Genomic DNA, 12,249 nt, shown 5'->3' with positions numbered 1-12,249 from the left:
TCAGCCCTTCATCAGATTGACGTCCTCAACCGCGATCGAGCCGCGGTTGCGGAAATAGACCACCAGGATGGCAAGGCCGATCGCGGCTTCGGCGGCCGCAACGGTCAAGACCAGCAGCGCGAAGACCTGACCGACGATGTCGCCGAGGAAGGTCGAGAATGCCACCAGGTTGATGTTGACCGAGAGCAGGATCAGCTCGATCGACATCAGGATGACGATGATGTTCTTGCGATTCAGGAAGATGCCGAGGATGCCGAGCGTGAACAGGATCGCGCCGACCGCCAGATAATGTCCGAGCCCGATCGTCATTTCACCCACTCCGCCGCGTCGGCATCCGAGAGCCCCTGCCCCGGCGCCACCTGGCGCATCGCCATCGCCATGTCGGGCGTGCGTGCGTTCTGAACGTTGATGTCCTGCCGCTTCACGCTCGCCTTGTGGCGCAGTGTCAGCACGATGGCGCCGATCATGGCGACCAGCAGCACCATGCCCGCAAGCTGGAAGTAGTGGATGTACTTCGTATAGAGCACGAGGCCGAGCGCCTCGGTGTTCGAGACGTTGCTCGGGATCGGCGACGTGATGGTCTTGCTGACGGTCGGGTTGATGACCCAGGCGCCGACGGTCAAGAGCAGCTCGAACAGGAAGATGCCGCCGATCACGACGCCGACCGGCAGGTACTGGATGAAGCCTTCGCGCAGCTCGAGGAAGTCGACATCGAGCATCATGATCACGAACAGGAACAGCACCGCGACCGCGCCGACATAGACGACGATCAGCATCATGCCGAGGAATTCGGCGCCCATCAGCACGAACAGGCCGGAGGCGTTGACGAAGGCCAGGATCAGGTACAGCACGGAGTGCACGGGATTGCGCGAGACAATCACCATCACGGCCGAGGCGACGCAGACGGTTGCGAAGAGATAAAAGAAGAGCGCGGGAAGGATCATCGAGAAACTCCCGTCATTCCGGGGCGCGCGCCAGCGCGAACCCGGAACCCAGAGGTTGCGGCGCGAGATTCCGGGTTCGCGCTGCGCGCGCCCCGGAATGACGTGGTGATGGCGGGAAGGATCATGCCCTCACCTCACCGGTACGGCGCGTCGAGCTCGATCGCTTTCGCGATCTCGCGTTCCCAGCGGTCGCCGTTGGCGAGCAGCTTGGCCTTGTCATAGAACAGTTCCTCGCGGGTCTCGGTCGCGAACTCGAAGTTCGGACCTTCGACGATGGCGTCGACCGGACAGGCCTCCTGGCAGAGGCCGCAATAGATGCACTTCACCATGTCGATGTCGTAGCGCACGGTGCGGCGGGTGCCGTCGTTGCGGCGCGGGCCGGCCTCGATGGTGATGGCCTGCGCCGGGCAGACCGCTTCGCACAGCTTGCAGGCGATACAGCGCTCTTCGCCGTTCGGATAGCGGCGCAGCGCATGCTCGCCGCGGAAACGCGGCGAGATCGGGCCCTTCTCGAACGGATAGTTCAGCGTCGGCTTCGGCTGGAAGAAATAGCGCATGGCGAGGAAGAACGCCGAAACGAATTCCGACAGCAGAAGCGAGCGCGCGGTGGCGTTGATGTTGATACCCATGACGGCCCTCACTTCGGCGCGATGCCGGCGAATTGCAGCACGCCCGCCACCACCACCACCATTACCAGCGAGAGCGGCAGGAACACCTTCCAGCCGAGGCGCATCAGTTGGTCGTAGCGGTAGCGCGGCACGATCGCCTTTGCCATCGCGAACAGGAAGAACATGAAGAACAGTTTCAGCGAGAACCAGATGATCCCCGGCACCCAGTTGAACGGCGGCAGGTCCACCGGGGGCAGCCAGCCTCCAAGGAAGAGGATCGTGGCCATCGCGCACATGGTGACGATTGCGACGTACTCGCCGAGCATGAACAAGAGATACGGCGTCGAGCCGTATTCGACCATGAAGCCGGCGACCAGCTCGGATTCGGCTTCGACGAGGTCGAAGGGCGGACGGTTGGTTTCCGCCAGCGCCGAGACGTAGAACACCACGAACATCGGGAACAGCGGCCAGACGTACCAGTTCAGGATGGTGAGCTGCGGCAGCCCGATCAGGCTGGCAAGGCCGCGGACATGCTGGGCCTCGACCACAGCGGACAGGTTCAGCGTGCCGGCGCAGAGCAGCACGGTGATGATGACGAAGCCGATCGAGACTTCGTAGGACACCATCTGCGCCGCCGAGCGCAGCGCGGCCAGGAACGGATACTTCGAGTTCGACGACCAGCCGGCCATGATGATGCCGTAGATCGACAGCGACGAGATCGCGAAGATGAAGAGGATGCCGACATTGATGTCGGAGATCACCCAGCCGAGATTGGTCGGGATCACCGCCCAGGCCGCCAGCGCGAGCACGCAGGACACCAAGGGCGCCAGCAGGAACACGCCCTTGTTGGCGCCTGACGGAATGATCGGCTCCTTCAGCACGAATTTGAGCAGGTCGGCGAAGGACTGGAACAGGCCCCAGGGCCCGACCACGTTCGGGCCGCGGCGGATCTGCACCGCCGCCCAGATCTTGCGGTCGGCCAGCAGGATGTAGGCGATCGCGACCAAGAGCACGACGAGCACCAGCACGCTCTCCGCGATCATGATGATCAGCGGCCAGAGGAAGCCGGTCCAGAATGCGCTTTCGAAGAATTCCATCAGCTCACTCCGCTGCGGTCAGCATCTGCCCGGAGGCAAGCCGCGAGCATTCCGCCATCACGGCGGACGCACGCGCGATTGGGTTGGTCAAATAGAAGTCCTCGATAACAGGCTTGAACGGGGCTTTCTCGGGCGAGCCGCCCTTCCCCGCCAGCTTCTTGATCTGGTCGGCGGAGCCGGCTTCGATCTGGTCGAGACGGATCAGATGCGGCACGGCCTTGAAGATCGCCTGGCGCAGCGCGCTAAGGGAGTCATAGCCGAGCTTCTTGCCGAGCGCCTCCGAGAGCGCACGGATGATCGCCCAATCCTCGCGGGCTTCGCCGGGCGGGAACGCGGCGCGACCGGTCATCTGCACGCGACCTTCGGTGTTGACGTAGATCGCTGATTTCTCGGTGTAGGCGGCCGCCGGCAGGATCACGTCGGCGCGATGCGCGCCGCGGTCACCATGGGTGCCGATATAGACCACGAAGGTGCCGTCCGGCGCCTTGATCTCGTCCGCGCCGAGCAGGAACAAGAGGTCAAGCGTGCCGAACGTCGTCATCTGCGCGGCGTTCAGCCCGCCCTGACCGGCGACGAAGCCGATGTCGAGCGCGCCGACCCGCGAGGCGGTCTCGTGCAGCACGCCAAAGCCGTTCCAGCCGTCCTTCACCGCGCCGACGTCGAGCGCGAGCTTGGCGGCGGCAGCCAGAATGGCGGCGCCGTCGTGACGAGCGGCCGCACCTGCGCCAACGAGAATGATCGGGTTCTTGGCGTTCTTCAGCACGTCCATGAAGGAGTGCTTGCCGGAGGCGAGCTCGCCGAGCGTCTCGGTGCCTGCGCCGAGATGGTCATAGTCATAGGTGAGATCGGCCTTGGCGCCGATCACGCCGACCTTGAAGCCGCCGGCGCGCCAGCGCTTGCGGATGCGGGCGTTGAACACGGCCGCCTCTTTGCGCGGATTGGCGCCGATGATGAGCAGCGCATCCGCCTGCTCGACGCCTGCCAGCGTCGGGTTGAAGATGTAGGAGCCGCGGCCGAGCGCGGGATCGAAGGCGTCGCCGCCCTGCACCGCCAGGTTGGCCGAGCCGAACTTGGCGAGCAGGTCTTTCAGCGCGAACATCTCTTCGACGCCGGCGAGATCGCCGGCGATCGCGCCGATGCGCTTGCCGTCGGTGCGCGCCGCCTTGGAGGCGATCGCCGCAAAGGCTTCCGGCCAGCTCGCCGCGCGCAGCCTGCCGGCTTCGCGGATATAGGGCCGGTCGAGGCGCTGGGTGCGCAGACCGTCGACGATGTGGCGGGTCTTGTCGGAGATCCACTCTTCGTTCACGGCCTCGTTGATGCGCGGCAGCACGCGCATCACCTCACGGCCGCGGGTGTCGACGCGGATCGCCGAGCCCACGCCGTCCATGACGTCGATCGACTGGGTCTTGCCGAGCTCCCAGGGACGCGCAGCGAAAGCATAGGGTTTCGAGGTCAGCGCGCCGACCGGGCAGATGTCGACGAGATTGCCTTGCAGCTCCGAGGTCAGCGCGTGCTCGAGATAGGTCGTGATCTCCATGTCCTCGCCGCGCCCCGTCGCGCCCATTTCAGGGGCGCCGGCAACTTCCGCCGAGAAGCGGACGCAGCGCGTGCACTGGATGCAGCGGTTCATCGAGGTCTTGACCAGCGCGCCGAGATATTTGTCCTCGACCGCGCGCTTGTTCTCGGCGAAACGGCTGGTGTCGACACCGTAGCCCATCGCCTGGTCCTGCAGATCGCACTCGCCGCCCTGGTCGCAGATCGGGCAGTCCAGCGGATGGTTGATGAGAAGGAATTCCATCACGCCTTCGCGTGCCTTCTTCACCATCGGCGAACGAGTCGAAATCTCCGGCGGCTCGCCCTTCGGGCCCGGACGGCAATCGCGCACGCCCCAGGCGCAGGATGCGACCGGCTTCGGGCCGCCCTTCACCTCGACGAGGCACATCCGGCAATTGCCGGCGATCGACAGGCGCTCGTGATAGCAGAAGCGCGGAATCTCGGCGCCGGCCGCCTCGCACGCCTGAAGCAGCGTGTAATCGGCGGGGACATCGATCTCTTTGCCGTCGATGATGAGCTTGGTCATTCTCTCTACTCCGCCGCGACCATGTTCACGGGATCGCGGACGCCGGCATCGTCGATGTCGGCCTTGTGCGAATACTGGTCGATGCGCGCTTCGATCTCGTGACGGAAATGCGTGATCAGGCCCTGGATCGGCCAGGCGGCTGCATCGCCGAGCGCGCAGATGGTGTGGCCCTCGATCTGTTTTGTCACCTCGAGCAGCATGTCGATTTCGCGCTTATGCGCCCGGCCTTCAGCCATGCGGGTCAAGACGCGCCACATCCAGCCGGTGCCCTCGCGGCACGGCGTGCACTGGCCGCAGCTCTCATGCTTGTAGAAATAGGAGATGCGGGCGATGGCGCGGATCAAATCGGTCGACTTGTCCATCACGATCACGGCCGCGGTGCCGAGACCCGAGCGCAGCTTGCTCAGGCTGTCGAAATCCATCGGCGTGTCGATGATCTGCTCGGCCGGCACCATGCGCACCGACGAGCCGCCCGGGATCACGGCCTTGAGGTTGTCCCAGCCGCCGCGAACGCCGCCGCAATGCTTGTCGATCAGCTCACGGAACGGAATGCCCATGGCCTCTTCGACGTTGCAGGGCCGCTCGACATGACCGGAGATGCAGAACAGCTTGGTGCCGACATTGTTCGGACGGCCGATGCCGGCGAACCAGGCCGCGCCGCGGCGCAGGATGTCCGGGGCAACGGCGATGGACTCGACGTTGTTGACGGTGGTCGGGCAGCCGAACAGGCCGACATTGGCCGGGAACGGCGGCTTCAGGCGCGGCTGGCCCTTCTTGCCTTCGAGGCTTTCGAGCAGCGCGGTCTCCTCGCCGCAGATATAGGCACCGGCGCCGTGCGCGACATAGAGGTCGAACGGCCAGCCGTTGACGTTGTCCTTGCCGATCAGCTTGGCCTCATAGGCCTGGTCGATCGCGGCCTGCAGGCGCTCGCGCTCGCGGATGAACTCGCCGCGGACATAGATGTAGCAGGCATGCGCGTTCATCGCGAAGCTTGCGATCAGGCAGCCCTCGACCAGGAGATGCGGATCGTGCCGCATGATCTCGCGGTCCTTGCAGGTGCCGGGCTCGGATTCGTCGGCATTAACGACGAGATAGCTCGGACGGCCGTCGGTGGATTCCTTCGGCATGAACGACCACTTCAGACCGGTCGGGAAGCCGGCGCCGCCACGGCCGCGCAGCCCCGAGGCCTTCATCTCGTTGATGATCCAGTCGCGGCCCTTGTCGATGATGTTCTTGGTGCCATCCCAGGCGCCGCGGCGCCGCGCGCCCTCGAGCCCCCAATCGTGGAGGCCGTAGAGGTTCTTGAAGATACGGTCCTTGTCCTCGAGCATATCAGTGCTTTCCGATCAACGGTTGGCCTGCTTGTAGGCAAGCCCGGCGGCGCAGACGGCGAAGGTCAGCGCCCAGAGCAGACTGGTTTCCTGCGTCGCGTTCATCACGAAGCGCTGCAGCAGGAACATGAAGGTGGCGGCGAGCGCGGCGTGCATGGCGACGAAGCCAACTTTCTTCACGGCTTCGCTCCCACGGTTCGCCTTGGACGGAAGACCCATCAGGAGGTCTCCTTCAGCGTGGTCGGCCCGCCCATCGGTGCGGAGAACTGGCGGCCGTTCTGCGGGCCGGGCTTGGGCGGGTTGCCCGAGGCAAAGCCGTCGAGCACCTTGCCAAAGCTTTCCGCGGTCAGGTCCTCATAGGTGTCCTTGCCGATCAGCACCATCGGCGCGTTCACGCAGGCCCCGAGGCACTCCACCTCTTCCCAGCTGAAATTGCCGTCCTTGGAGAGGTGGAAGGGATCGTGATGGATCCGGCTCTCGCAGACATGGATCAAATCTTCGGCACCGCGCAGCCGGCACGGCGTGGTGCCGCAGACCTGGACGTGGGCCTTCTTACCGACCGGTGCGAGCTGGAACATCGTGTAGAAGGTCGCGACCTCGAGCACGCGGATATAGGGCATGTCGAGCAGGTCGGCGACGGCGCGGATCGCGGCTTCCGACACCCAGCCCTCGTGCTGTTCCTGGACGCGCCAGAGAATGGCGATGACGGCCGAGGCCTGGCGTCCGGCCGGATATTTCGCGATCTGCTGCTTGGCGAACGCGAGGTTCTCCTCCGTGAACGTAAAGCTCGCGGGCTGGACTTCCTTCGGTGCTAATCGGCGAACGGACATCTCTTAATCTCTCACTGCATACGGCGCGCGTTTTTGGCGTTCAGGGCATCGATCCTGTCCTGCCAGAACGCGCTTGCGGTGCCGAAAACGTTGTAGCCGACATGGGTCGAGACCTTGATGCGGTCGAGGATCGACAGCTCGGTCACGGTCTCCAGCCGGTTGGTGCGCGGATCGAGCACGATCAGCTTCAAGGGGGTTTGTTCGAGGATGTAGCGCGACACCGCATGCGAGCGGTCGCTGCCGTGCTCCTCGCAGATGATGACGCTGTCGGTCTGAAGAAGGCGGGCGCCGCCCTTGATCGCCTCGATCTCGACGCCCTCGACGTCGAGCTTGATCAGGTATTTGCCAGTCGCTGCAACCTTGCCGTCGTCGATCAGGTCGTCGAGCGCAAGGACAGGCACTTCTTCACCGCCAGCCGACGCGGCGCCGGCGATGCTGAAGGCTTCGTGCTTGGTGCCGGAGAGACGCGCGGTGCCGCGGGCAGCGCCGATCGCGCACTTCATGGTCTCGAAGCGATTGCCGTTGATGCGGGCATTGTTGGCGAGCTTCGGATAGTTCTGGCCGGACGGCTCGATCGCGATCGCCTTGTGCGCGCCGAACGGCCTGCTCGATACCAGCACCGACCAGTAGCCGTAATTGGCGCCGCAATCGAGCAGCGTGTAGTCGACATCGATGGAGTCGGTGAACAACAGCTCCAGCTCGTCCTCGTAGCAATAGGTACGGTTGAGCAGCTTGCTCCAATAGCCATCGCCGTAAGGAAATTCGAACACCGCGTCCGGGTTGAGCTTGATGGCGATGTTGCGCTCGGGCAGCGTCTTCCGCAGCAAATTCGCGCAGGCGATGTAGCCCATATGCGAGAAATGCGAAGAGATCTTCGATCCCGTCACCAGCGCCAAGGCAGCCGTCCGCTCCCACAGGTTGGCCCCTTCAAGGGCCCCCGAGGCACGGTCAAACTGGATTGGCGCCTGCGCCATCACCGATCGACCTCTCCGAACACGATGTCGAGCGAGCCGAGAATGGCCGAGACGTCGGCGAGCAGATGGCCGCGGCAGATGTGGTCCATCGCCTGGAGATGGGCAAAGCCCGGCGCGCGGATCTTGCACTTGTAGGGCTTGTTGGTGCCGTCGGAGACGAGATAGACGCCGAACTCGCCCTTCGGCGCCTCGACCGCGGCGTAGACCTCGCCTTCCGGCACGCGCACGCCTTCGGTGTAGAGCTTGAAGTGATGGATCAGCGCTTCCATCGAGCGCTTCATCTCGCCACGACGAGGCGGTGCGACCTTGTTGTCTTCGACGACGACGGGCCCCTTGCCGTCAGGCGCGTTCAGCTTCTGGATACACTGCTTCATGATGCGCACGGCCTGACGCATCTCTTCCATGCGGATCAGGTAGCGGTCGTAGCAGTCGCCATTCTTGCCGATCGGAATGTCGAAATCCATCTCGGCGTAGCACTCATAGGGCTGCGACTTGCGCAGGTCCCAGGCCGCGCCCGAGCCGCGCACCATCACGCCCGAAAAACCCCACTCCCAGGCTTCCTTCAGCGGCACCACGCCGATGTCGACGTTTCGCTGCTTGAAGATGCGGTTTGCAGTGAGCAGGCGATCGAGGTCATCAACCACCTTGAGGAACGGATCGCACCAGGCCTCGATGTCGTCGATCAGCTTCTGCGGCAGGTCCTGATGCACGCCGCCGACGCGGAAGAAGGCTGCATGCATACGGCTGCCCGAGGCGCGCTCGTAGAACACCATCAGCTTCTCGCGCTCTTCAAAGCCCCACAGCGGCGGGGTCAGGGCGCCGACGTCCATCGCCTGCGTGGTGACGTTGAGAAGATGCGAGAGGATACGGCCGATCTCGCAATAGAGCACGCGGATCAGCTGGCCGCGGCGCGGCACCTCGATGCCGAGCAGCTTTTCGGCGGCCAGGCAGAAGGCGTGCTCCTGGTTCATCGGCGCGACGTAGTCGAGCCGGTCGAAATAAGGGATCGCCTGCAGATAGGTCTTCTGCTCGATCAGCTTCTCGGTGCCGCGGTGAAGCAGACCGATATGGGGATCGACACGGGCGACAACCTCGCCGTCAAGCTCCAGCACCAGACGCAGCACGCCGTGCGCGGCCGGATGTTGCGGTCCAAAGTTGATCGTAAAATTGCGAAGCTGTTCGGATTGCTCGTTCATGATCAGGCCTTCGGTCCCGCCTTCTCGTCGCCGGGAAGCGGATAGTCCGCCCCTTCCCACGGCGAGAGGAAATCGAACTTGCGGAATTCCTGGTTGAGCCGGACGGGCTCGTACACCACGCGCTTCTCCTGGTCGTCGTAGCGGACCTCGAGGAAGCCGGTCAGCGGGAAATCCTTGCGCAGCGGATGTCCCTCGAAACCGTAATCGGTGAGGATGCGGCGCATGTCGGGATGACCGACGAAGAACACACCGTAGAGATCGTAGGCCTCGCGCTCGAACCAGTCGGCGCCGGGGAACACCTCGATCAGCGACGGCACCTGCGTGGTCTCGTCGGCCTGGGCTTTGAGGCGGACGCGAGTGTTCAGGGTGGGTGACAGGAAATGATAGATCACGTCGAAACGCTTTTCGCGCGACGGATAGTCGGTCGCCGTGATGTCGGTGAAGTTGACGAAACGGCAGTTCGGATCGTCGCGGAGGTACTTGACCACCTCGACGATCTTGCTGACCTCGACATCAACCGTGAGCTGGTTGAAGGCCACCTGATAACCGGTGGCGGCGCCCGGAAGCGCGCTCACGATCGTCTGCCCCAGGGCGTCGAGCTTGGCGTCGTCCATGACGTAAAACCTTAGCGTTCGATGGTGCCGATGCGGCGGATCTTCTTCTGCAGCAGCAGCACGCCGTAGAGCAGCGCTTCCGCCGTGGGCGGACAGCCCGGCACGTAGATGTCGATCGGCACGATGCGGTCGCAGCCGCGCACGACCGAGTAGGAATAGTGATAATAGCCGCCGCCATTGGCGCAGGAGCCCATCGAGATGACGTAGCGTGGCTCGGGCATCTGGTCATAGACCTTGCGCAGCGCCGGCGCCATCTTGTTGGTCAGCGTGCCCGCGACGATCATCACGTCGGACTGGCGCGGCGAGGCACGCGGCGCAAAGCCGAAGCGCTCGACGTCATAACGCGGCATCGACACCTGCATCATCTCGACCGCGCAGCAGGCGAGGCCGAAGGTCATCCACATCAGCGAGCCGGTGCGCGCCCAGGTGATGAGATCGTCGGTCGCGGCCGTGAAGAAGCCCTTGTCGGACAGCTCGGAATTGACCTCGAGGAAGAACGGATCATTGGCCCCGACCGGCTTGCCGGTGGAGGGATCCAGAATGCCCTTCGGGGCCGGCGCGATCGCCGGACCCGAGGACGATACAGGGTTCAATCCCATTCGAGTGCCCCTTTCTTCCATTCATAGGCGAAGCCGACTGTCAGCACGGCGAGGAACACCAGCATGGACCAGAAACCGGTCGCGCCAAGCTTGCCGAACGCCACCGCCCAGGGAAACAGGAACGCCACCTCGAGGTCGAAGATGATGAAGAGGATCGCGACCAGATAGAAGCGGACGTCGAACTTCATGCGAGCATCGTCGAAGGCGTTGAAACCGCACTCATACGCCGACAGCTTTTCCGGGTCCGGCTGCTGGAACGCCACGATGAAGGGCGCGATCAGGAGCACCAGGCCGATGATGGCCGCTACCCCTATAAAGACGACGAGTGGAAGATAGTTCTGTAGAATGCCGCTCATTGACGAGCCCTTTTTCCCGCAGCCTCGGGACAGCCACGGATTCGTCCGATTTGGAATTATTCTGAGCCTTAGCGCAGTGCACCAATGGGCGCAAGACACGCTCTTTTCAGGCCCTTTGCTGCTCCCGGACCGGTGGAATCCCGGAATCACCCCGCGGCTGGTATGAAGCAGATCGCCGGACGCGACAAGGGCGGCCACAGCTTTGCAGGGCAGCTGTTCTGGGATTGCGGCGGACGGCCCGCGCCCCGCTATTTGCCACGTCTTGTCGGCGAAAATGGCCCGGTTTCTTGGCTGCGGCGGCGCACCCAAACCCGGGCAACGACCACGACCGGCGCCCCGACCGTCGCCCAGGCGACATACTGGCCGATCGTTCCCCACAGCAACGCAGCCAGGAGACCTGTCATGGTCGCGGCCGCGAGCAGGCCAGGTGCCGCGAAGACACGTATCCACAGCCGTGAGCTGTCAGAGGAGCCATGCATCACGACGAGGCCTGGGCTCGTCTGGCGAATGTGTCACGGCGGGCCGGCGCCTTCTTCCGCCGGCGCGCCAGCCAGAGATAGAGGCCGCTGCCGATCACGACGATGGTGAGCCCGTCGAGCGCGGCCCAGATCAGCTTCAGCGGCGTGCCGCCATAATCGCCGAAATGCAGCGGCTGCGAGATCAGCAGCGCCTGGAGATAGAGCGGCAGCGCCCTGCTATCGGCAACCTCCCCGGTTTCGCCGTCGAGCAGGACCGGCTGGAGCAGCCGCGCGGTCAGGGCCGTGTCACCACGCATGAAGGCCGCGAAATGGCGCGAGGACGTGAACGGCGTCCCCGGGAACGCGACGAAGGCGATCTCCATACCCGGAGCCGCCTGCTTCGCGCGCGCGACGACATCGTCGAGCGAGGCGAGATGCACCGGCGCCGGCTTGCCGGCATAGGGCGCCACCATGCTGGCGAGCTCGGTCGCCTTCCACTGGCTCAGCATCAGCTCAGCCCAGGTGTTGACGACACCGGTGAGGCCCACCACCAGCGCCCAGGCCACCGTCACCACGCCGATCAGATTGTGCCAGTCGAGCCAGCGGACCCGGCGCGAGGCATGATCGCGGATGGTGGCAAAGCGCAGGCGGCGGGTGAACGGCCAGTACAGCACCACGCCGGAGACGATCGCGATCGCAAACAACACTCCCATCGCACCTAGGAACAGCTTTCCGACCTGTCCCGCAAACATGTCGGTGTGCAGCTTGAGCACGATCAACATCGGCCCGACGCCAACCGGCCCGAGCAGTTTGGCCGAGACCGCATCGAAAGCACGCACGGTCGCGTTATCGGGCGGCCCGTCAGTCGCGCTGTTGGTGAAGGCCATCACGATGCCCGGCTCGTCCCTGTCCCAGGACACATATTGCAAGACGCGGCCGGGATCGGCGGCGAGCGCGGCGTCGGCGACGACTTGGGGCGTCGCGCGCGCCGCGCTCGCATGAGCTTCGGGCTGGGGGGCGTAGCCCAGGAGCTCATCGACCTCGTGATGGAAGATCAGCGGCAAGCCGGTCAGGCAGAGCAACAGCAGGAACAGGGTCGAGACCAGGCTGGTCCAGGTGTGGACCACCGACCAGAGCCTGACCGTGCGCGCCTTCACGTCAG

The 12,249-nt window shown here is 64.3% G+C and carries 14 protein-coding genes; all 14 read right to left on the bottom strand.

Features of this window, described 5'->3' with window-relative positions; genetic code table 11:
• Complete coding sequence (gene nuoK / locus XH80_RS23135) at positions 1-309, bottom strand: NADH-quinone oxidoreductase subunit NuoK (protein WP_008547737.1); 309 nt, start codon at positions 307-309, stop codon at positions 1-3.
• Entirely contained in the window at positions 306-944 is a 639-nt protein-coding gene (locus XH80_RS23130; RefSeq protein ID WP_271600534.1) for an NADH-quinone oxidoreductase subunit J, read from the bottom strand. Before XH80_RS23130 ends, nuoK begins: the two co-directional genes overlap by 4 nt.
• A 134-nt stretch (positions 945-1,078) precedes the next feature.
• Positions 1,079-1,567, bottom strand: a complete 489-nt coding sequence (nuoI, locus tag XH80_RS23125; RefSeq protein WP_026232873.1) for an NADH-quinone oxidoreductase subunit NuoI — start codon at positions 1,565-1,567, stop codon at positions 1,079-1,081.
• A gap of 14 nt (positions 1,568-1,581) precedes the next feature.
• Positions 1,582-2,649: an NADH-quinone oxidoreductase subunit NuoH gene (gene nuoH, locus XH80_RS23120; protein WP_271600533.1), complete on the bottom strand. Its 1,068-nt coding sequence runs from the start codon at positions 2,647-2,649 to the stop codon at positions 1,582-1,584.
• Between the two features lie 4 nt (positions 2,650-2,653).
• Positions 2,654-4,729, bottom strand: a complete 2,076-nt coding sequence (nuoG, locus tag XH80_RS23115) for an NADH-quinone oxidoreductase subunit NuoG (protein WP_271600532.1) — start codon at positions 4,727-4,729, stop codon at positions 2,654-2,656.
• Positions 4,730-4,734: 5 nt separating this feature from the next.
• The gene (nuoF, locus tag XH80_RS23110; protein ID WP_271600531.1) at positions 4,735-6,060 is read right to left on the bottom strand and encodes an NADH-quinone oxidoreductase subunit NuoF; all 1,326 of its coding nucleotides are present in this window, start codon (positions 6,058-6,060) and stop codon (positions 4,735-4,737) included.
• A gap of 15 nt (positions 6,061-6,075) precedes the next feature.
• On the bottom strand, positions 6,076-6,279 hold the full coding sequence (locus tag XH80_RS23105) for a hypothetical protein (RefSeq protein WP_271600530.1): 204 nt from the start codon (positions 6,277-6,279) through the stop codon (positions 6,076-6,078).
• Positions 6,279-6,890: an NADH-quinone oxidoreductase subunit NuoE gene (nuoE, locus tag XH80_RS23100; RefSeq protein ID WP_212232502.1), complete on the bottom strand. Its 612-nt coding sequence runs from the start codon at positions 6,888-6,890 to the stop codon at positions 6,279-6,281. Before nuoE ends, XH80_RS23105 begins: the two co-directional genes overlap by 1 nt.
• Before the next feature lie 11 nt (positions 6,891-6,901).
• Entirely contained in the window at positions 6,902-7,864 is a 963-nt protein-coding gene (locus tag XH80_RS23095; RefSeq protein ID WP_271600529.1) for an FkbM family methyltransferase, read from the bottom strand.
• Positions 7,864-9,060: an NADH-quinone oxidoreductase subunit D gene (locus XH80_RS23090; RefSeq protein WP_271600528.1), complete on the bottom strand. Its 1,197-nt coding sequence runs from the start codon at positions 9,058-9,060 to the stop codon at positions 7,864-7,866. Before XH80_RS23090 ends, XH80_RS23095 begins: the two co-directional genes overlap by 1 nt.
• Positions 9,061-9,062: 2 nt before the next feature.
• Positions 9,063-9,674, bottom strand: coding sequence for an NADH-quinone oxidoreductase subunit C (locus XH80_RS23085; protein ID WP_271600527.1), 612 nt, complete (start codon positions 9,672-9,674; stop codon positions 9,063-9,065).
• A gap of 11 nt (positions 9,675-9,685) precedes the next feature.
• Positions 9,686-10,273, bottom strand: a complete 588-nt coding sequence (locus XH80_RS23080) for a NuoB/complex I 20 kDa subunit family protein (RefSeq protein WP_220005645.1) — start codon at positions 10,271-10,273, stop codon at positions 9,686-9,688.
• Positions 10,264-10,629: an NADH-quinone oxidoreductase subunit A gene (locus tag XH80_RS23075; RefSeq protein WP_092290902.1), complete on the bottom strand. Its 366-nt coding sequence runs from the start codon at positions 10,627-10,629 to the stop codon at positions 10,264-10,266. Before XH80_RS23075 ends, XH80_RS23080 begins: the two co-directional genes overlap by 10 nt.
• Positions 10,630-11,107: 478 nt before the next feature.
• Positions 11,108-12,244, bottom strand: coding sequence for a PepSY-associated TM helix domain-containing protein (locus XH80_RS23070; RefSeq protein ID WP_271600526.1), 1,137 nt, complete (start codon positions 12,242-12,244; stop codon positions 11,108-11,110).
• Positions 12,245-12,249: the final 5 nt, after the last annotated feature.

Origin of the sequence: Bradyrhizobium sp. CCBAU 45384, from assembly GCF_028128665.1 — a bacterium.
Taxonomy (GTDB): domain Bacteria; phylum Pseudomonadota; class Alphaproteobacteria; order Rhizobiales; family Xanthobacteraceae; genus Bradyrhizobium; species Bradyrhizobium manausense.
This window is presented reverse-complemented; position numbering and strand designations above follow the sequence as displayed.

Bases quoted from the DNA above. Each gene is read 5' to 3' on its own strand.
- XH80_RS23080 (WP_220005645.1), bottom strand. From the start codon at position 10,273: ATGGGATTGAACCCTGTATCGTCCTCGGGTCCGGCGATCGCGCCGGCC.
- XH80_RS23130 (WP_271600534.1), bottom strand. From the start codon at position 944: ATGATCCTTCCCGCGCTCTTCTTTTATCTCTTCGCAACCGTCTGCGTC.
- XH80_RS23075 (WP_092290902.1), bottom strand. From the start codon at position 10,629: ATGAGCGGCATTCTACAGAACTATCTTCCACTCGTCGTCTTTATAGGG.
- nuoF (WP_271600531.1), bottom strand. From the start codon at position 6,060: ATGCTCGAGGACAAGGACCGTATCTTCAAGAACCTCTACGGCCTCCAC.
- nuoH (WP_271600533.1), bottom strand. From the start codon at position 2,649: ATGGAATTCTTCGAAAGCGCATTCTGGACCGGCTTCCTCTGGCCGCTG.
- XH80_RS23085 (WP_271600527.1), bottom strand. From the start codon at position 9,674: ATGGACGACGCCAAGCTCGACGCCCTGGGGCAGACGATCGTGAGCGCG.
- nuoK (WP_008547737.1), bottom strand. From the start codon at position 309: ATGACGATCGGGCTCGGACATTATCTGGCGGTCGGCGCGATCCTGTTC.
- XH80_RS23090 (WP_271600528.1), bottom strand. From the start codon at position 9,060: ATGAACGAGCAATCCGAACAGCTTCGCAATTTTACGATCAACTTTGGA.
- XH80_RS23105 (WP_271600530.1), bottom strand. From the start codon at position 6,279: ATGGGTCTTCCGTCCAAGGCGAACCGTGGGAGCGAAGCCGTGAAGAAA.
- XH80_RS23095 (WP_271600529.1), bottom strand. From the start codon at position 7,864: ATGGCGCAGGCGCCAATCCAGTTTGACCGTGCCTCGGGGGCCCTTGAA.
- nuoE (WP_212232502.1), bottom strand. From the start codon at position 6,890: ATGTCCGTTCGCCGATTAGCACCGAAGGAAGTCCAGCCCGCGAGCTTT.
- nuoG (WP_271600532.1), bottom strand. From the start codon at position 4,729: ATGACCAAGCTCATCATCGACGGCAAAGAGATCGATGTCCCCGCCGAT.